The following is a 19,573-nucleotide window of genomic DNA, read 5'->3' on the forward strand; positions in this document are numbered from 1 at the left end:
AAAAACGGATATGCACGAAAATCCAAAGAACACCCCAAGCCCGCTTGCTGCGCGACAGCGCCAGATCAAAGATGCATCAGGCCCTCCCACCCGCAGCCCTGCGCAGGTTTTTTGATAGCCCCCCGGCAAGCAACCGGCTTAGACCCGGAAGGCTTGCACCGCAGTGCTGAGCTGGCCGCCAAGCACCAGCAAGTGCTCACCCTGGCGACGGCCCTCGCCGATGCGCAGCAAATTATCCTCACCCAACTGGTGAATGCGCTCGCTGTTATCGCGTATCTCGCTGACCGCGCCACTTTGCTGGGCGGTCACATCGGCGATGCGCACCGCCGTATCGGAAATAGTCTGGATCGCCTCGACGATTTCATCCAGCGCACCGTCGGCGGCCTGGGCTTGCTGTGCGGTGGCTTCGGCGTGTTCGACCTGGGCGCGCATGCCTGCCACCGATTGGCCGGCAGCGGTTTGCAGGCCGGCAATCAGTGTCTGGATTTCGGCTGTCGCACCGGCCGTGCGTTGGGCCAGCGAGCGCACTTCATCGGCGACCACGGCAAACCCGCGCCCGGCCTCTCCGGCACGCGCTGCTTCGATGGCGGCATTCAACGCGAGCAGGTTGGTCTGGTCGGCAATCGAGCGAATCACCGTGAGTACACCGCCAATGGTGGCGGATTCTTCGGCGAGTTTTTCGATCATTTGCGCGTTCTGCTGCACTTCGCCGACCAAGGCATGCAGCCCGGTCAGGCTCAGGCCGATCACATGTTGGCCCTGTTGCACCGCCTGGCCAGCGCTGCGACTCGCACCGGCGGCCTGGCTGGCGTCACCGGCCACTTGCTGAATGGTCGCTTCCAGCTCGCCCAGCGAGTCGCGGATCTGCGCGGTATCGCCGGCTTGGCGTTCGGCGCCGTCATGCAGGCCGCTGCTCAGCTCGGCAAGCGCGCGGCTGGTGCCGGCGACTTCTTCGGCATTGCCACGAATAGTCCCCACCAAGTCCACCAGATAAGCGCGCAGGCGGTTAAGCGAAGCTTCGATGTCGCGCAGTTCGCGGTTGGTTTTGCCCAAGGCAATCGGCTTGCTGAAGTCGCCTTCGGCCCAGGTCGACAGCGCCGGTGCAAGGTTGGTCAGCACGCGTGCGAGGCGCCGTTGCAGGGTGTCGATGAGCAGCGCGATCAGCAGGATCAGGCCGATCATTACGCCTTGCATCAGGCGTACTTCGCCCTGGATCTTGCCGTGCTGCTCGCGCACCACCGGCTCCAGGCCGGCAATGGCGTGTTGCACGGCGGCGATTTTCAAGTGGGTGCGGTCGGCCAGCGCCGTGCGCAGTTGAATTTGCTCGCGGGTACGCTTGAGTTCGCCGGGGTAGCGGGTCAGCAGGCTGTTGAGTTCGCGTTTAAGGTCGACGCCGGTGTCTTGTGCTTCAGTTTTTTCGCTGTTTTCCAGGCCCATCATGGCGGAGAAATCATCAGCGCTGGATTCCGCGCTGGCCTTTACGCCGAGCAACGGTAATTGCGCCAATACGTCGGCCTGTGTGCGCATGCTGGCGACTTCGCGCTCAACCTCATCGGCCAGTTCTGCGCGCCCGCTGCTCACCAGTTTGTCGCGCGCCAGCGACAGTTTGCCCAAGTGCTGGGCCGCAGCCAGCAGCGGCGGCAGGTAGCGTGCGGCGTCTGGCGAATTAACGCCGATGGCGTACTGGCCCAGTTGCTCCAGGTTGGCGCCGAGTTCGCGTTCGGCTTGCAGCAGCAGCGCTTGCGGGTCGCCGGCCAGCTTGCCGGCGGCGAGCAAATCGGTCTTGCTGAAGGTGTCGAGGTCTACCAGGCTGGGGCGCAGGTTTTGCGCGAGTTCGGCGGGCAGTTCATCAAGGTTTTTTAACAGGCTTTCGAGGCTCTGGCCGGCGCTGCTCAAGCGCAAGGCGTCGCCGCTGGCCAGGTAGTCGTCGATATTGCGTGCGGCCTGGTTCTGAAACGTCTGCGACAGGCCCAGGTAGCGTTCCATCAGCAGGTAAGGCCGCTCCAGCGCGCGTTGCGACCACCACAACGTCGCCCCAAGTGCCAAGCATACGGCCACCAGCAGAAGGGTATTCAGATTGGTCAGCAGCTTCAGGCGCATGCGTGGTTTCAACCGTCAGCAAAAGATAAGTGCCTGAACTTATTGCGTTTTAGTTACAGAGTGATGACGGACTAAGTGAATTCGGATGAAAAGATGGCACTTTGCTTTGATGCATGTACGGCCTGGACTCGGTTACGCCCGGCGTCCTTGGCGCGGTACAACGCCTCATCCGCTTGGGCTGCCATCATCAAGCTGTCGGAACCGTCGTACAGCTCAACCAGGCCGGCGCTGAAGGTGCAACACAAATCCTGGGGCTGCGCCGGGTAATGTATTTCGGCAAAGCGCTCACGGATTTCGTCGAGCACCTTGCAGGCCGATTCCAGGTCGGTGTCGGGCATCACGATGGCAAACTCTTCACCGCCGTAGCGGCCGATGTAGTCGGTCTTGCGCAACCGTTGCTTGAGAAACAGCGCCAGGCTTTTGATCACGCGGTCGCCCATCGGGTGGCCGTGGCTGTCATTGACCCGCTTGAAGTGGTCGATGTCGAGCATGGCAAAGCTCAACGGCTTGTTTTCGCGGCGCGCGCGAAAGCTGCAGTCTTCGAGCAATTGCAGAATATGTGTGTGGTTGTACAGCCCGGTCAGGCTGTCGCGCACCATCCGCGCCTTGAGGTTGCGCGCGCGCGCGGCGCGGTTGCGCACAGTGGTGATCAGGTGGCGCGGCTTGATCGGCTTGGTGAGGAAGTCGTCGCCGCCTTCGCTCATGGCATCCAGCTGTTTGTCGAGGTCGTCTTCGGCCGACAGGTAAATAATCGGCACGCTGACATAGCGGTCGTTATGGCGAATCACCTTGGCCAGTTCGGTGCCGGTACACGCGGGCATATACATGTCGAGGATGATCAGGTCCGGCTGGAAATCCGCCAGCTCGGCCATGGCCTGGATCGGCTCGATCAAGGTGCGGGTGACGATGCCGGCGCTGTTCAGCAACCGCTCGGTGTGCAGCGCCTGCGCGCGTGAGTCATCGATGATGAGTACTTTATACGGCTCGTACTGCGCGACGCAGGTGAGTACTTCGATCTTTTCCAGCAGGCTTGAGGCTTCCAGCGTGCCGGTGAGAAATTCCTGGCCGCCGGCGCGCACGGCGGCCAGGCGCGTCGGCGTGTCGGTTTCATGCAGGCTGAAAAACAGCAGTGGCAGCTTTTGTTCCAGGCCTTCCTGGGCTTGGGCGGCGAGCTTGAGGCCCAGCCCCGTGCCGCAAAAGTCCACGTCCATCACAATCGCCGACGGCAGGCGCTCGGCCATCGAGGCGTGAAACGCTGCCACGCTGTCGAGGGACTGCGCGCTCATGCCAAAAAATTCGAGTTGCTTGGCCAGGCGCTCGGCGCGGTCGTGATCGGCCAGCATCACGTAGATCGGCTTGCGCATTGGCGGCAAAAGCGTTTGCTCAAGCTGGTCGCCCTGGCGCAGGCCGGTGCGGGACAAGCGCTGCATCAGGCGGTTGAGTTCGGTGATGACATGGCTGCTGAGGCGGCCACGATTTTCGTCGACCGCCTGCAGGGACTCGCCGATATGCCGCGCCAGGTGGCCATGCTCCGGCTGTTCAAAGCGCTCGGCAAAGCGCAGCAAGCGCAAGTTGGCATCGCTGAGCTCGGCTAAGTCCGCGCTCGACCATTCGCTGTGTTGCAGACGCTGCCATATCTCAAGAATTTGACGTGCCTGATGAATTACCCGCTGGGCAAAATGCTGCTTGAGACGCTCACGGCTGGGGTCTTCTGGCTCGGTCATATCCTGACTACTACGGTAGGGTGCATGCTGAGGTCGACTGATGGCGCTATGCTAGCACCTCTTTTCTGTTACATGAGTGTCATACGTCAATTAAGTACAAGTCTTTGGTATTCAGTTTCCGACCTCGTGGTCGCGCAGCGTAAAAAACGTGCATCCTTTATAGTCGAACCTGCCCTGTGCGCCACTTTTGGCTAAAAGCCCCGCACCGATGGGCACGATGGGGTAGGGTTGCGGTCGGAATGTTTGAACGCACCCGGACAATTTGACGTGCATGAACTCAAGTGATTGAAAGGATAACGCCATGCTGGACTGGAAAAACCGTGCAGACAGTGCCAAAGGCCCCGCCCCTGAATCGACCTCGGCCAACCGCGGCTACTTTCGCAACCTGCTGATGAGCAAAGCCTTGCTTTGCGTGTTGGCGGTGTATTTGTTGGTCACAGGCGGCCTGGGTTGGTATTGGAGTGAAGAACCCGCGCTGTTCCCGGTCCAGCAAAATGCCCAGCTTGCCGCCGAAAAGGAAGGCAAGCAGATGGTGGTGGGCTACACCACCGTTGAAACCCTCAAAACCGTGGTTGGTACGTTGCTCAACAAGCCCGGCGGTTACATTTCCAATGACCGTTTCCCGCCAGGCCTGTGGATGGACAACATGCCGAGCTGGGAGTACGGCGTGCTGGTGCAGGTGCGTGACCTGACCCGTGCCTTGCGTAAAGACTTCGCCCGCTCACAGTCGCAGTCGGCCGAAGATGCTGACTTGGCCAAGGCCGAGCCGCGCTTCAACTTCGATAACAAGAGCTGGGTGTTGCCGTCGAGTGAGTCGGAATACCAGGAAGGTATCAATTCGCTGAATCGCTACGAGGCGCGCCTGTCTGACCCCAACCAGCGCGGCGCGCTGTTTTACGCGCGTGCCGATAACCTGAATAACTGGCTGGGCGACGTCGCTACCCGTTTGGGCTCGTTGTCGCAGCGCCTGTCGGCCAGCGTGGGCCGCGTCAAACTGAACACCACGTTGAAAACCGAAGCGCTGAAACCGGGCGAAGTGCCGCAGGTTGATGAAGAAGTGGTCGAAACCCCATGGATGCAAATCGACAACGTGTTCTACGAAGCGCGTGGCCAGGCGTGGGCCTTGTCCCACCTGCTGCGCGCCATCGAAGTCGATTTTGCCGACGTGCTGGCGAAGAAAAACGCCACCGTCAGCGTGCGCCAGATCATTCGTGAGCTGGAGGCTTCGCAAGAGCCGGTGTGGAGCCCGATGATCCTGAACGGCAGCGGCTTCGGCGTTCTCGCCAACCACTCGCTGGTCATGGCCAACTATATTTCCCGGGCCAATGCCGCAGTGATCGACTTGCGTCAGCTGCTTAACCAAGGGTGATGATGGACGCTACCCAAAAGGAGGCCGCGCACCGCGCGGCCTCCGACGCTGAACTGATCTGCTGGGTCGACGAGCGCGACAACGTGCTCGGCAGCCTGGTCAGGTCCGACCTTCGCCAGCGCGGCCTGATTGGCCGTTGCACGTTTATTTTCCTGTTCAATTCGGCCGGCCTGCTCTGTGTGCATCGACGTACCTTGAGCAAAGCCATGTATCCCGGGTTCTGGGACACGGCGGCGGGCGGGATGGTCGCGCCAGGCGAGAGTTACGCCGATTCGGCAGCCCGTGAGTTGGAAGAAGAGCTTGGGGTGGGCGGCGTGGAATTGGTCGAGCATGACCATTTCTACTTTGAGGACGGTGACAGCCGGCTCTGGTGCAAATCCTACTCCGCGGTGTGGGATGGTGCCTTGCGTCTGCAGCCCGAAGAAGTCATGGAAGCGCGCTTTCTGCCGATTGAAACAGTGCTGCAGGAAGCGCAACACAAGCCTTACTGCCCGGACGCCCAAGAGGGCTTGAGGCGCTATCTGGCCTCACGTCGCTAAACTTGCATAAATTGGCGCGATTTGGCCCTTAGCAAGTTGGCTTTTTGCCGTTACACTGCGCGACTTTTCACCCGAACCACCTAGGCGGTTCGGTAGCGCTGCCCCTGCCTGAGTGGGGCTTCGCGGTCGGTAGGCGCCTTGCGGGTACCGATCAGTCTTTGTCCTCCCAAGAGGATTGCCGGTGGCCAAAAAAGCCGCATCCTTCGCCGCCCTTGGTGGCTTGGTATTTTCCACCGACGCAGGTCGACACTGCCCGGACTGTCGTCAGCCCGTGGATTCGTGCACCTGCAAACAAACCCTGATCCCTGAAGGTGACGGCATTGCCCGCGTGCGACGCGAGAGCAAAGGCCGTGGCGGCAAGACGGTGACCACCATCACCGGCGCGCCCCTGGCCGAAGACGCCCTGAAGGAGCTGGCCACTGCGCTGAAAAAACGCTGTGGCACCGGTGGCGCGTTGAAAGACGGGGTTATCGAGATTCAGGGCGATCACGTCGAATTGCTGTTAGCCGAGCTGATCAAGCTGGGTTACAAGGCCAAGAAGTCCGGCGGCTGAAAGCCTCTTCCCAACCTGTGTCTAAACTCTGTCCTGCGAGCGCGGTCTTACCTTGCTTACAGGCAAATCGTCATTTTCATTCTTTAGACTGCGCCAGCCTCTACCAGAGGTGGCGCCTTCGCCTTCATATATAGGGGACTTCGATGTCCGTACGACGCACACGCAAAGACGATGGCAGCCAATGGACAGTTGCGGACAGCCGCAGTGTTTACGGGATTCGCCATTGGGGGGCCGGGTATTTCGCGATCAATGAAGCCGGTCGCGTTGAAGTCCGTCCGAACGGCCCGAACAGCACGCCCGTCGACCTGTACGAGCAAGTCGACGAGCTGCGCAAAAGCGGCCTGTCCTTGCCGTTGCTGGTGCGTTTCCCCGACATCCTGCAAGACCGCGTGCGCCAGTTGACCGGTGCGTTCGACGCCAACATCGAACGCCTCGAATACCAAAGCAAGTACACCGCGCTGTACCCGATCAAGGTGAACCAGCAAGAAGCCGTGATCGAAAACATTATCGCCACGCAAGACGTGTCGATTGGCCTGGAAGCCGGCTCCAAGCCTGAGCTGCTGGCCGTGCTGGCCCTGGCACCCAAGGGCGGCACCATTGTCTGCAACGGTTACAAGGACCGTGAGTTCATCCGCCTCGCGCTGATGGGCCAAAAGCTTGGCCACAACGTGTTCATCGTGATCGAAAAAGAATCCGAAGTAGCGCTGGTGATCGAGGAGGCGGCAAACCTCAAGGTCAAGCCTCAGGTTGGCCTGCGCGTGCGTTTGTCGTCCCTGGCGTCGAGCAAGTGGGCCGACACCGGCGGTGAAAAATCCAAGTTCGGTTTGTCGGCGGCGCAACTGTTGTCGGTGGTCGAGCGCTTTCGCGCGGCGGGCCTGGACCAGGGCATCCGCTTGCTGCACTTCCATATGGGTTCGCAAATCGCCAACCTGGCCGACTACCAGCACGGGTTCAAGGAAGCCATTCGTTACTACGGCGAACTGCGTAACCTCGGCTTGCCGGTGGACCACATCGACGTCGGCGGCGGCTTGGGCGTGGACTACGACGGTACGCACTCGCGTAACGCCAGCTCGATCAACTACGACATGGACGACTACGCCGGTGTAGTCGTGGGCATGCTCAAGGAATTCTGCGACGCGCAGAGCCTGCCGCACCCGCACATCTTCTCCGAGAGCGGCCGCTCGCTGACCGCGCACCACGCCATGCTGGTGGTGCAAGTCACCGACGTCGAAAAACACAACGACGAAATCCCGCTGATCGAGAACAAGGAAAACCTGCCGGAAACCGTGCAATGGCTGGTCGACCTGCTAGGCCCGACCGACATTGAGATGGTCACCGAAACCTACTGGCGCGCCACGCACTACATGAGCGACGTGGCCACCCAGTACGCCGATGGCAAACTGACCCTGGCCGAAAAAGCCTTGGCCGAACAGTGCTACTTCGCAGTGTGCCGCCGTTTGCACAACTCGTTGAAAGCCCGTCAGCGCTCGCACCGCCAAGTGCTCGACGAACTCAACGACAAGCTGGCCGACAAGTACATCTGCAACTTCTCGGTATTCCAGAGCCTGCCGGACACTTGGGCCATCGGCCAGGTGCTGCCGATTTTGCCGCTGCACCGCCTCGACGAAGAGCCGATGCGCCGCGCCGTGCTGCAAGACCTGACCTGTGACTCCGACGGCAAGATCAAGCAATACGTCGACGAGCAGAGCATCGAGACCAGCTTGCCGGTGCACGGCTTGAACGAAGGTGAAGACTACTTGCTGGGGATCTTCCTGGTGGGCGCTTACCAGGAAATTCTCGGCGACATGCACAACCTGTTTGGTGACACCGACTCGGTGAACATCTACCAGCGTGAAGACGGCTCGGTGTACAGCGCCGGGATCGAGACCCACGACACCATCGAAGACATGCTGCGCTACGTGCACTTGTCGCCGGAAGAGCTGATGACGCATTACCGCGACAAGTGCGCGAGCGCGAACATCAGCGCGGGTGAGCGTACGCAGTTCCTCGATGCACTGCGCTTGGGCCTCACGCGTTCGTCTTACCTGTCGTCATAACAGTGTGGGAGGGGCTCACGGCCCCTCCCACATGTGCGTCGCTGCAAGTCCTACAGTTTTTATAGGGCCTGAATAATGTCGAAACCGCTCCTGCACGTGTTCACCCTGGCGATCGCCGCGTTGCTGGCGGCCTGCTCGCCGATCAAAGTGCTCAACGCACTGACGCCCTCCAGCACTTTCACTAAAACCTCGGCCATCGCTTACGGCGATGACCCACGGCAAAAACTCGACGTTTACCGACCTGCCCCCGCCCTGGCCAATGCCCCCGTGGTGGTGTTTTTCTATGGCGGCAGTTGGAACAGCGGCGCCAGGGAAGACTACGCGTTTGTCGGCGAAGCCTTGGCATCACGCGGCATCGTGGCAGTGATCGCTGACTACCGGCTCTACCCACAAGTGCGTTACCCGGCGTTTCTTCAGGACGGCGCCCGAGCGGTGGCCTGGACGCACCAACACATTGCCGACTACGGCGCCGACCCACAGCAGATGTATGTGATGGGCCACAGCTCCGGTGCCTACAACGCATCAATGTTGGCGCTGGATGCGCGCTGGCTGAAGGCAGTGAACCTGTCGCCGTCGATGTTCAAGGGCTGGATCGGCCTGGCCGGGCCGTATGACTTCTTGCCGATTGAGAACAAGGACGTGCGGCCGGTGTTTTTCTTTCCCGACTCTCCGCCGGAGTCGCAGCCGATCAACCACGTCAGCCATGACGCACCGCCGAGCCTGTTGATCGCGTCGGTCAGCGACACACTGGTCAACCCCACGCGCAATACCGGCGGGCTGGCGAAAAAACTGCGCGAAGCGGGTGTGCCGGTTGAAACGTTTTACGTGACCAAAACCAACCACGCGACCTTGGTGGCATCCCTGGCAAAGCCGCTGCGCTGGCTGGCCCCGGTGCTGGATCGCGTCACGGCGTTTATCCACGCCACGGACCCTGGCGCTGCAAGCACCCGGCAAGCGTCCACACCGTAAACCACGCTATTTTTCGAGGCTGTGCACGATCAGGCATTGGCGTTCGCCCCCGGTGCCGGTGCCCTGCAGCGAGACGGAGTGCCAGGTGTTATCCGATGTCGCGGGAATGACGGTCAGAGGGAACCGGCTATCCATTTGCGCTCTGCCTTGGGCCGGCAGTGTTGCTCTAATGCCTTGTTGCGTGACGAACACTTGAAAATCAGTTTGATTCCAGACCTCTACGTTTGCCGAGGTCTCGGACAACGGCGGGCTTGCGGCTGGTTCCGGGTCCAGTGTGATGTTTGAAATGCTCATCTCCGGTGTGATGTGCGCTGCCGGGACGGTGACAGGTTCGTCGATTGGTTCGGCGATGTCGTCGCTGGGTCGCTTGGATTTTCTCGCCGCGTTCGCACGCATCAAGGCTGCAATGATGACCGCGACCACGATCGCAGCGCCGATGATGAAGTAGGTAGTGGCACTCATGTTTGTTCGTCCCTGAATTGAGATAAAGGTGGGCCTGAAAAACTCAGTTTTCTTCAGGTTCTACCATTATTCAACGCGGGTTGCGCGGCGTTGTAACCTGTCAAATCTGACAGGTCGTATCGCCGAGCCATTGATTCCTCTTGCTCAACCGCCAGGCAATTACCCACAGCGTGAGGCTGCGCAAGGCCATGAACAGCAAGAAGGTTATCCACAGGCCGTGGTTGCCCAACCCCTGCAACGCCCAGGCGAACGGCAGCGCCAACAGTACCGTCAGCAGCATGCCGTTGCGCATTTCACGCGCGCGGGTTGCGCCGATAAACAGGCCGTCCAGCAGGTAACTCCACACCGCAATCAATGGCAGTACCGCCAGGTAGGGCAGGTAGATGTCGGCGGTGTCGCGCACGCTGGGAATGTCGGTTTGCATCGCGATAAACAGGTGGCCGGCGAAGGTGAACAGCAGGGCGAACCCCACACTCGCGATCAACGACCACCCGCAGGCAACCACCAGCGAGCGGCGCAACGCTTGGCGATCATGCGCGCCGATGGCGTGACCGCACAGGGCCTCGACCGCGTGGGCCAGGCCGTCCAAAGCGTGGGCGGTCAGCAGCAACCCGTTGAGCAGCAGCGCATTGGCGGCCACGGTGGCATCGCCCAGGCGTGCGCCTTGCACGGTGATCATGAAAAACACGGATTGCAGTGCCAGGCTGCGGATGAAGATGTCGCGGTTCACTGCCAGCAACGGGCGCCAGCTTTGCCACAGCGCGAGCGCCGCCCAGGCGATATGGCCGGGGTAGGCCCGCAGGGCCTTTTGCGTGAGGGCCAGGCCGAGCAGGGCACCGGTCCATTCGGCGATGACCGACGCACGTGCGGAGCCGACTACGCCCCACTCCAGCCCGAGTACGAACCACAGGTTCAAGGCGATGTTGACCAGGTTCGTGGTCAACAGAATCGCCAGCGGCGCGCGGGCGTTTTGCGTGCCCAGGAACCAGCCGACCAAGGCGTAGCTGGCTAACGCTGCGGGCAGGCCGAACAGGCGCGTGTGGAAAAACTCGCGGGTCAGTTGGTTCAGTTCGGGCGAGGGTTGCATCCATTCCAGCGCCAGGTGGCTGAGGGGGATGCCGACGGTGCCCAACACGATGGCCAGGCCGAGTGCCAGCAGCAGGCCTTGCAGCAGGATTTGCCGCAATGCCGCGCCGTCATTGCGCCCGGCGGCTTGGGCAGAGAAGCCGGTGGCGCCCATGCGCAAGAAACCCATGGCCCACGCCAGGAAGGTGTAAAGGCTGGCGCCTACGGCCACGGCGCCCAGTTGGTGCGCGTGGGGGAGATGGCCGATGACCATGCTGTCGACCAGCGCGACCAGCGGTACGGAGATGTTCGACAGGATCATCGGTGCGGCCAAGGCCCAGACGCGGCGGTGGGTGGGGCGGTGGCGCCAGTCGGTGAGCAGGGTGGGCATGCGGGCTGGCTCCTTGGGGTGCGGCATTGTAGCTGGCGCTTGGAATGGGCACACCTGCGTCATCATGATCGTTGTGATCATTCACGCTCTGCGTGGGAATGCCGCCTTGGACGCTCCGCGTCCCGCTGCTGAGCAGCCTAAGCTCTGCAGCGCTTGCAGGGCCTGGCCAGGCTTCAAGTTTTCGCAGAACCAAACCTCCCTCTGTCGGTCAATGTGACCAGCACCGCATCGGCCCGGCCCTGGCTGATATATAGTTCACCCCCCGGATTCTCTTACGACGAGTGCCCCCATGCTTAACAAAGGATTGTTCCTGGCCTGCGCGTTAGCGCTGCTGAGTGCCTGCGATTCCTCCGACAAACCGGCTGCCCCGCCCGCACCGGCGGCGACCACGGCAGTACCGAAACCGGCCAGCGCGGCGGTGGATGTGGCGGCGTTGAAGCAGCGCTATGCCGGGCGTGAGTTGAGCGTGGTGGACGTGTCCGAGGTGCAGTTGGACGGCGCCAGCACGTTGTCCGTGAGTTTTTCCATTCCCCTGGACCCTGATCAGAAGTTCGCCGACAAACTCCACCTGGTGGACAGCAAGACCGGCAAGGTCGACGGTGCCTGGGAGCTTTCCGATAACTTGATGGAGCTGCGCCTGCGCCACCTCGAGCCGCAGCGCAAACTGGTGCTGACGGTCGACGCCGGTGTAAAGGCGGTCAACGCCAACACGCTCGCCGCCGAGTACAGCGCGCGCCTGGAAACCCGAGACCTGCAAGCCACGGTCGGGTTCGCCAGCCGGGGCACCTTGCTGCCCACGCGCCTTGCTGAAGGCCTGCCGGTGATCGCGCTGAACGTCGACAAGATCGACGTCGAATTCTTCCGCATCAAGCCCGAATCGCTGCCCGCGTTTCTGGCGAAGTGGGGGCGCAATACCAGCCTGCAAAGTTATGAGGCCAGCGAATTGCTGCCGATGGCCGATCTGGTCTACGGCGGCCGTTTCGACCTGAACCCGGCACGTAACACCCGCGAAACCTTGTTGCTGCCAATCGCCGGCCTCAAGCAATTGCAGCAGCCGGGCGTGTACCTGGCGGTGATGCGTGCCTCGGGCACCTACAACTATTCGCAACCGGCCACGCTGTTCACGCTGAGTGATATTGGCTTGTCGGTGCACCGCTATGCCAATCGCCTGGATGTCTTTACCCAAGCGTTGGAAGGCGGCAAGGCACTCGATGGTGTCGACCTCGAAGTGCTGGATGCCGAGGGCCGCGTGCTCGGCCAAGGCAAGACCGAGAAGGGCGGCCACGCTGAGTTGCCATTGCCGAAAAAGGCGCAGGTGTTGTTGGCCAAGCAAGGCGAACAAACCAGCCTGCTGCGCCTCGACAGCGCCGCGCTGGATTTGGCGGAGTTCGACATTGGTGGCCAGCCGGCGCACCCGCTGCAATTTTTTGTGTTCGGCCCGCGTGACCTGTATCGCCCTGGCGAAACCGTGCTGCTCAACGCCCTGTTGCGCGATAAAGACGGTAACGCGGTCAAGCCGCAACCGGTGAGTGTTGAAGTTCGCCGCCCGGATGAACAAGTGAGCCGCAAGTTTGTGTGGGATGCCGATGCAACCGGGCTGTATCAATACCAGCTGCAACTGGCCGGCGAAGCGCCGACCGGGCGCTGGCAGTTGGTGTTTGACCTGGGCGATGGCAAGCCGCAGTTGTATGAGTTCCTCGTTGAAGACTTCCTGCCCGAGCGCCTGGCGCTGGAGCTCAAGGGCAGCGACACGGCGTTGAGCCCGGCGGATAACCCGGTCATTCACGTCAACGGTCGTTACCTTTACGGTGCGCCGGCGTCGGGTAACCGGGTCAGTGGGCAAGTCTATGTGCGGCCGCTGCGTGAAGCGGTTAAGGCATTGCCGGGTTACCAGTTTGGCTCCGTCACCGAAGAGGAACTGAGCCAGGACTTCGAACTGGACGAAAGCGTGCTCGACGCCAAAGGCGAGCAAGCGCTGACCCTGGAAAGTAAATGGGCCGACGCCAAGTCGCCGTTGCAACTGATCGTGCAGGCCAGCCTGCAAGAGTCGGGCGGGCGGCCGATCACTCGGCGCCTGGTGCAACCGATCTGGCCGGCTGAGCAATTGCCGGGCCTGCGCGGGTTGTTTGACGGCAAGGAAACCAATGGCGACGGCCCTGCGGAATTCGAAGTGCTGGTGGCCAACCAGGACGGGCAAAAACTTGCCGCGCAAGACCTCAAGGTGCGCCTGGTGCGCGAACGCCGCGACTACTACTGGAACTACTCCGACAACGACGGCTGGAGCTACCACTTCAACGAGAAATTCCTCAACCTCGATGAACAGACCCTGACTATCAAGGCCGGTGACACCGCCAAGGTCAGCTTCCAGGTGGAGTGGGGCCCTTACCGCGTCGAAGTTGAAGACCCAAAAACCGGGTTGGTCAGCAGCCTGCGTTTCTGGGCAGGCTACCAGGCCCAGGACAATACCGAAGGCGGCGCTGTGCGGCCGGATCAGGTCAAGCTGGCGTTGGATAAACCGGCCTATGGCGATGGCGATACCGCCAACATTACCGTTACCCCGCCGGCTGCCGGCAAGGGCTACTTGTTGGTTGAATCCAGCGAAGGGCCGTTGTGGTGGCAGGAAATCGATGTGCCGGCCGAGGGCAAAAGCTTCGCCGTGAAGCTCGATCCAAAATGGTCGCGCCACGACCTGTACGTCAGCGCGCTGGTGATTCGCCCCGGTGAGCGCAAAACCAACATCACCCCGAAACGTGCGGTGGGCCTGCTGCACCTGCCGCTGGATCGCACCCAGCGCAAACTCGGCCTGACCCTTACCGCGCCGGAAAAAATGCGCCCCAAACAACCGTTGACGGTGAAAATCGCCGCCAAAAATGCCGATGGAAGCGTGCCCAAGCAGGTGCATGTACTGCTGGCGGCGGTGGACGTGGGCATCCTTAATATCACCGAATACCCGACGCCGGACCCGTATTCCAGCCTGTTCGGCCGCAAGGCGTATGGCGTCGACCAGTTCGATATTTACGGCCAGTTGATCGAAGCGGGTCAGGGCCGTTTGGCCAGCCTGGCGTTCGGTGGTGACGCCGCGTTGGCCAAGGGCGGCAAGCGCCCGGACACCAGTATCACCATCGTTGCCTTGCAGAGCGCTCCGGTGACTTTGAATGAGCAGGGCGAGGGCGAAGTCAGCGTCAATATCCCCGACTTCAACGGCGAGCTGCGCCTGATGGCGCAGGCCTGGAGTGATGATCGCTACGGCATGGCCGAAGGCAAGACGGTGATTGCCGCGCCGCTGATCGCAGAGCTGTCGGCGCCGCGTTTTCTGGCCGGTGGTGACCAGACGAGCCTGGCCCTGGACCTGTCCAACCTGTCGGGCAAGGCGCAGAAACTCGACGTGCAATTGACCGCCGAAGGGCAGTTGGAATTGGTTAACGGCGCCGCGCAGTCGATTGAACTGAAACAAGGCCAGCGCACCACGCTGCGTATCCCGGTGAAAGCCTGGGGCGGTTTGGGGCAGGGCAAACTCAAAGTCACGGTGAACGGCCTCGACTTGCCGGGGGAAAACCTGCCGCCCTTCAGCCGCGAATGGACCTTGGGTGTGCGCCCAGCCTACCCGGCGCTGCTCAAGCATTACCGCGCAGTGCTGAAGGATCAGCCATGGAGCCTGCCGTCGGGCGCGCTGGATCAGCTTGATGCCTCGGGGCGTGAAGCGCTGCTGAGCCTGTCGAGCCGACCGCCGCTGAACCTTGGCGCGCAGATCAGCGCGCTCAAGGCGTACCCTTATGGCTGCCTGGAGCAGACCGCCAGCGGCCTGTACCCATCGCTGTATGCCGATGATGCGTTGCTCAAGCGCCTTGGGGTCAAGGGCGAGCCGGATGCCGAGCGCAAACGCAAGATCGAACTGGGCATCGAGCGCCTGCTGGGCATGCAACGCTACAACGGCAGCTTTGGCTTGTGGGGCGCCGATGGCGAAGAGGAATATTGGCTGACCGCTTACGTCACAGACTTCCTGTTGCGCGCGCGTGACCAGGGTTTTGCGGTGCCGCCCGACGCGCTGAAAAAAGCCAGCGAGCGCCTGCTGCGTTATGTGCAGGAACGCAACTTGATTGAGGTGGATTACAGCGAGAATGCCGACCACACCCGCTTTGCCGTGCAGGCCTACGCGGGCATGGTGCTGGCGCGCAGCCAACAGGCGCCATTGGGCGCGTTGCGCAGTATCTTCGAACGTCGCAGCGATGCGCGCTCCGGCTTGCCGTTGGTGCAGTTGTCCATCGCCCTGCAAAAAATGGGTGACCAGCCGCGCGCTGATCAAGCCTTGCTCGCCGGGTTGGCGGCGCAGCGCAATGCCAATGAATGGCTGGCCGACTACGGCAGCCCGTTGCGCGATCAGGCCATGATTCTGGCGCTGCTTGAAGAGAATGATTTGGCCAAAGGCCAGCGTGAGCAGCGCTTGTTTACGCTGTCGGACCAGTTGGCGGCCAGCCCATACCTTTCGACGCAGGAGCGCAATTCACTGTTCCTCGCCGGGCGCCTTGGGTTCTCACAGCCTGAGACTAACTGGCAGGTGGCGCTGACCGGCAGTGGCGGTGCACATGCGTTGAATAATCAACAGTCGACGTTGGCGTTGGAAGGCGCGCAACTCTCCGCTGACTTGAGCCTGAGTAATCAGAGCGAGACACCGGTGTATCAGCAACTGACGATCTCGGGTTACCCACAAGTGCCACCGCCAGCGGGTGGCGACAACTTGAACATCCGCCGCGAATACCTGGGCATGAACGGCCAGCCGCTGAACCTGCGTAACGTTAACAGCGGTGACCTGGTGCTGGTGCATTTGGCGGTCAGCGCCAAGCAGCGCGTACCGGATGCCTTGGTGGTGGACCTGTTGCCGGCGGGCCTGGAGCTGGAAAACCAGAACTTGGCGCAAAGCGCTGCCAGCCTGGAAAACGCCAGCAGCCAAGTCAAGGAATGGCGCGAGTCGATGCAGAACGCGTCGCTCAAACATCAGGAGTTCCGCGATGACCGCTACGTGGCGGCGCTGAACCTGGACGGCTACGGCACCACGCACCTGTTGTATCTGGCGCGGGCGGTGACGCCGGGCACTTACCGTGTGCCGCCGCCGCAAGTGGAGTCGATGTACCGGCCGAACTGGCAGGCGGTGGGCGAAACGCCTGCAGACCTGGTGATCAAGGGCCGCTGAAGGTGCGAGCTGGCTTGCCTGCGATAGCGGTGGGCCAGTTAGCGCAGGGGTTGACTGACCCGCCGCCATCGCGAGCAAACCCGGCTCCCACAGGGGCCGGGGTGTTTTCGCGTTAGTGCACGACCCAACTGAGCAGCCACAGGCCGAGCATCAACCAGATGATGCCCGCGATGATCGAGGCGCGCATGAACGCGCGCACCGCCGAATACAGAAACAGCAGGCCGATGATCAAGGTGATGATGCTGATAATCGAGGTGTCCATGCCCAGCGCTCGGGACATGCCTCCTACAAAATCACCGCCGGCATTGGACAGCATGTTAAACAGCCCACTGAAGAACTCGACGATGTAATGGATGATCAAGCCAAGTGTGTGGCCCAGCCATCCGAAAAAGTCTGCTTGCATAGGTGTGTCTCGATGATTGAGTGGACAAAATTGTCAGGACCCAGCCTTTGGTCGCGACGGCGCGCGGCTAGTTCCCTGAGCATAGAGGTTTGCGGGTTTGAATTTGCGATTAGTTGTGGCTCAGCGTGGCCTGGGCTTGATTCGATTCAAGCGGTGGCTGCGCGGTGAGTGAGGTTGCGGATAAGCCGCTGTCGCGAGCCGGCGTGTTCCCACGTTTATTACGCTGGGCGGTTGCGGCGGTGCTGTTGGTCGTTGCGCTGCTGTGGCTGGCTGACCGTATTTGGCCGTTGCCGTTGCCTGCGGATGATTTGGCCCGTGTGGTACTGGCTGAGGATGGCACGCCATTGTGGCGGTTTGCCGATGCCAACGGCGTGTGGCGTTACCCGGTGCAAAGCAGCGAGGTGTCGCCGTATTACCTCGACGCGTTGCTGACCTACGAAGACCGCTGGTTTTACCAGCACCCCGGCGTGAACCCGCTGGCGCTTGCGCGTGCGACCTGGCAAAACCTCACGGGCGCGCGGGTGGTGTCGGGCGGCAGCACGTTGTCGATGCAGGTGGCGCGGTTGCTCGACCCGCACTCGCGGACCTTGCACGGCAAGCTGCGCCAACTGTGGCGCACCGCGCAGTTGGAGTGGCACCTGTCCAAAGAGCAGATTCTTACGCTGTACCTGAACCGTGCGCCGTTCGGCGGTACGTTGCAGGGTGTGGCGGCGGCCAGTTGGGCGTACTTGGGCAAGTCGCCGGCACAGTTGACCCACGCCGAAGCCGCCTTGCTCGCCGTGTTGCCGCAGGCGCCGAGCCGTCTGCGCCCCGACCGCCATCCGCTGCGCGCCCAGCAAGCGCGCGACAAAGTACTGCGCCGTTTGGCTGAGTTCCAGGTATGGCCGCAATCGGCGGTCGATGAAGCACTCGAAGAACCGCTGTTGCTCGCGCCACGCCTGGAACCCAGCCTGGCGCCTTTGCTCGCGCGCCGCCTGAACCGCGCCGACAGCCCGCCGCTGATCCGCACCACGCTGGACGCCACGCTGCAAAGGCGTCTTGAAGATTTGCTGCTGGGCTGGCGCGCACGATTGCCGGAGCACACCTCCGCCGCGATTCTGGTGGTCGAGGCAGAAACCATGGCCGTGCGCGCGTACTTGGGCTCGGTGGACATCAACGACGCCAAGCGCTTTGGCCATGTGGACATGATCAGCGCGCTGCGTTCGCCGGGTTCCACCTTGAAACCGTTTCTGTATGGCATGGCCCTGGACGATGGGTTGATCCACTCCGAGTCGCTGTTACAAGACGTGCCCCGGCGCTATGGCGATTACCGGCCGGGCAACTTCTCGATGGGTTTCAGCGGCGCGGTGCCGGCGAGTACGGCGCTTTCCAGTTCGCTGAACCTGCCCGCGGTGCAGTTGCTGGAGGCCTACGGGCCAAAACGTTTTGCCGCCCAAATGCGCATCGGCGGTATGCCACTGGCGTTGCCGGCGTTGGCCGAACCGAACCTGGCGCTGATCCTCGGCGGCGCGGGTAGCCGTCTGGAAGATCTGGTCGGTGGTTACAGCGCCTTCGCCCGGGACGGCAAGAGCGCGAATATTCGATTACAACCGGACGATGCGCTGCGCGAACGGCCGTTACTCTCGCCGGGGGCTGCCTGGATTGTACGGCGCATCCTCAGCGGCCAGGCGCGGCCCGATCGCGACGCGCGTGCCGAGCTGGTGCAGCGCCCGGCGCTGGCCTGGAAAACCGGCACCAGCTATGGCTTTCGCGATGCCTGGGCGATTGGTGTGGGGCCGCGCTATTTGATCGGCGTGTGGATCGGCCGACCAGACGGCACACCAGTGCCGGGCCAGTTCGGCCTGGCTTCGGCGGCGCCGTTGATGCTGCAAGTGCACGACGTGTTGACCAACCGCGACAGCCAGCGTGGGGTCAGCGCGCCAGTCAAGCCGGTGCCTGCCAATGTGGGGGTGGCTGCGATCTGTTGGCCATTGGGCCAGCCGATGAGCCGCAGCGACCCGAATTGTCGTCGCCAGCGTTTTGCCTGGACGCTGGATAACACCACGCCGCCGACGTTGCAGGCGTTGGATCAGCCTTTGAGTGTGGGTTTGAAGGAAACGGTTTGGGTGAATGCCAAGGGCTTGCGGGTGGACGCTCAATGCCCGGGGGCTGTGGCCAAGGACATCGCGTTGTGGCCTGCGCCGTTGGAGCCTTGGTTGCCCAGGGTGGAGCGCCGTGAGGCGCGCATTCCGGCGGCTGATACCGATTGTCCGCCACCGGCGTTGGCGGCGGCGTCGCCGTTATCGATTGTTGGCGTGCGTGAGGGGGATCAGTTGCGGCTTCCCGCGGGGAGCCAGCAGGGGTTGCGGCTGAAAATTTCGGCGCTGGGGGGCAGTGGCCGGCGTTGGTGGTTCCTGAACGGGGCGCCGTTGGGGGACAGCGGTAATCAGGCGTTCATCAATGCCGGTTTTGAGCAGTTGGGGCGTTACCAGCTGAGTGTGCTTGATGAGGCCGGGCAGACTGCCCGGGTTGAATTCAGTGTGGTTGAGTGAGCGGGGCGCCTCCAGGATCAAACGCGCTTTTGTGGGAGGCCCCACTGCATCTGTGATGTAGCGCTGTCGCGCAGCAAATGGGCTCGGGGTGTTCTTCAGGTTGGGGCATATCCGGTATTTGGGTGATGGCTTGTATCGGTTTCGCTCTTACAGCGAGTCACTTTTGAAAAAGCCCGGGAAGCCGGCCCAATCCCCCCAAGCAGAATGTGGTCAAACTGTGGG

At 61.9% G+C, this 19,573-nt stretch carries 12 protein-coding genes; 7 read left to right on the forward strand and 5 right to left on the reverse strand.

The annotated features are described in order from the left end of the window. Positions 1-138: 138 nt before the first annotated feature. Together F0169_RS15800 and F0169_RS15805 are read right to left on the reverse strand one after the other, a co-directional pair. Positions 139-2,100, reverse strand: a complete 1,962-nt coding sequence (locus tag F0169_RS15800) for a methyl-accepting chemotaxis protein (RefSeq protein WP_152747023.1) — start codon at positions 2,098-2,100, stop codon at positions 139-141. A gap of 71 nt (positions 2,101-2,171) precedes the next feature. Then, positions 2,172-3,824, reverse strand: a complete 1,653-nt coding sequence (locus F0169_RS15805) for a response regulator (protein WP_152747024.1) — start codon at positions 3,822-3,824, stop codon at positions 2,172-2,174. A gap of 301 nt (positions 3,825-4,125) precedes the next feature. Here F0169_RS15805 and F0169_RS15810 point away from each other — a divergent pair, with 301 nt between their 5' ends. The 5 genes from F0169_RS15810 (at position 4,126) to F0169_RS15830 (ending at position 9,311) form a co-directional block, all read left to right on the forward strand. Next, a complete protein-coding gene (locus tag F0169_RS15810) occupies positions 4,126-5,193 on the forward strand; it encodes a DUF2333 family protein (protein WP_058414655.1) in 1,068 nt (355 codons plus the stop codon). 2 nt (positions 5,194-5,195) lie between these two features. Further along, positions 5,196-5,732: an NUDIX hydrolase gene (locus F0169_RS15815; RefSeq protein WP_058414654.1), complete on the forward strand. Its 537-nt coding sequence runs from the start codon at positions 5,196-5,198 to the stop codon at positions 5,730-5,732. Positions 5,733-5,913: 181 nt separating this feature from the next. Further along, entirely contained in the window at positions 5,914-6,285 is a 372-nt protein-coding gene (locus F0169_RS15820; RefSeq protein ID WP_172979456.1) for a translation initiation factor Sui1, read from the forward strand. Positions 6,286-6,428: 143 nt separating this feature from the next. Continuing rightward, positions 6,429-8,342 (forward strand): arginine decarboxylase, encoded by a 1,914-nt coding sequence (speA, locus tag F0169_RS15825; RefSeq protein ID WP_099238720.1) that lies wholly within the window; start codon positions 6,429-6,431, stop codon positions 8,340-8,342. Positions 8,343-8,417: 75 nt separating this feature from the next. After that, entirely contained in the window at positions 8,418-9,311 is an 894-nt protein-coding gene (locus F0169_RS15830) for an alpha/beta hydrolase (RefSeq protein WP_122252066.1), read from the forward strand. 6 nt (positions 9,312-9,317) lie between these two features. On the opposite strand, the gene F0169_RS15835 is transcribed toward F0169_RS15830, so the two are convergent. After that, complete coding sequence (locus F0169_RS15835) at positions 9,318-9,773, reverse strand: baseplate J/gp47 family protein (RefSeq protein WP_152747026.1); 456 nt, start codon at positions 9,771-9,773, stop codon at positions 9,318-9,320. 100 nt (positions 9,774-9,873) lie between these two features. Beyond that, positions 9,874-11,229, reverse strand: coding sequence for an MATE family efflux transporter (locus F0169_RS15840; protein ID WP_122252068.1), 1,356 nt, complete (start codon positions 11,227-11,229; stop codon positions 9,874-9,876). A gap of 289 nt (positions 11,230-11,518) precedes the next feature. Between F0169_RS15840 and F0169_RS15845 the strand changes: the two genes are divergently transcribed. Further along, positions 11,519-16,417 carry an alpha-2-macroglobulin family protein gene (locus F0169_RS15845; protein WP_152747027.1) on the forward strand — a complete coding sequence of 1,633 codons (4,899 nt, stop codon included), beginning with the start codon at positions 11,519-11,521 and terminating at the stop codon, positions 16,415-16,417. 112 nt (positions 16,418-16,529) lie between these two features. On the opposite strand, the gene F0169_RS15850 is transcribed toward F0169_RS15845, so the two are convergent. Beyond that, positions 16,530-16,820 carry a hypothetical protein gene (locus F0169_RS15850; RefSeq protein ID WP_058414647.1) on the reverse strand — a complete coding sequence of 97 codons (291 nt, stop codon included), beginning with the start codon at positions 16,818-16,820 and terminating at the stop codon, positions 16,530-16,532. Between the two features lie 203 nt (positions 16,821-17,023). On the opposite strand from F0169_RS15850, the gene pbpC reads away from it, so the two are divergent. Beyond that, the gene (gene pbpC / locus F0169_RS15855; RefSeq protein WP_172979457.1) at positions 17,024-19,351 is read left to right on the forward strand and encodes a peptidoglycan glycosyltransferase PbpC; all 2,328 of its coding nucleotides are present in this window, start codon (positions 17,024-17,026) and stop codon (positions 19,349-19,351) included. Positions 19,352-19,573 lie beyond the last annotated feature (222 nt).

The sequence above is a fragment of the Pseudomonas kitaguniensis genome, from assembly GCF_009296165.1.
GTDB classification, from domain to species: domain Bacteria; phylum Pseudomonadota; class Gammaproteobacteria; order Pseudomonadales; family Pseudomonadaceae; genus Aquipseudomonas; species Aquipseudomonas kitaguniensis.

What these genes read in the sequence shown, in the direction of transcription:
- F0169_RS15815 (WP_058414654.1), top strand. Translation starts at nt 5,196, where the DNA reads ATGGACGCTACCCAAAAGGAGGCCGCGCACCGCGCGGCCTCCGACGCT.
- F0169_RS15830 (WP_122252066.1), top strand. Translation starts at nt 8,418, where the DNA reads ATGTCGAAACCGCTCCTGCACGTGTTCACCCTGGCGATCGCCGCGTTG.
- F0169_RS15845 (WP_152747027.1), top strand. Translation starts at nt 11,519, where the DNA reads ATGCTTAACAAAGGATTGTTCCTGGCCTGCGCGTTAGCGCTGCTGAGT.
- F0169_RS15840 (WP_122252068.1), bottom strand. Translation starts at nt 11,229, where the DNA reads ATGCCCACCCTGCTCACCGACTGGCGCCACCGCCCCACCCACCGCCGC.
- F0169_RS15810 (WP_058414655.1), top strand. Translation starts at nt 4,126, where the DNA reads ATGCTGGACTGGAAAAACCGTGCAGACAGTGCCAAAGGCCCCGCCCCT.
- speA (WP_099238720.1), top strand. Translation starts at nt 6,429, where the DNA reads ATGTCCGTACGACGCACACGCAAAGACGATGGCAGCCAATGGACAGTT.
- F0169_RS15805 (WP_152747024.1), bottom strand. Translation starts at nt 3,824, where the DNA reads ATGACCGAGCCAGAAGACCCCAGCCGTGAGCGTCTCAAGCAGCATTTT.
- F0169_RS15835 (WP_152747026.1), bottom strand. Translation starts at nt 9,773, where the DNA reads ATGAGTGCCACTACCTACTTCATCATCGGCGCTGCGATCGTGGTCGCG.
- F0169_RS15850 (WP_058414647.1), bottom strand. Translation starts at nt 16,820, where the DNA reads ATGCAAGCAGACTTTTTCGGATGGCTGGGCCACACACTTGGCTTGATC.
- F0169_RS15800 (WP_152747023.1), bottom strand. Translation starts at nt 2,100, where the DNA reads ATGCGCCTGAAGCTGCTGACCAATCTGAATACCCTTCTGCTGGTGGCC.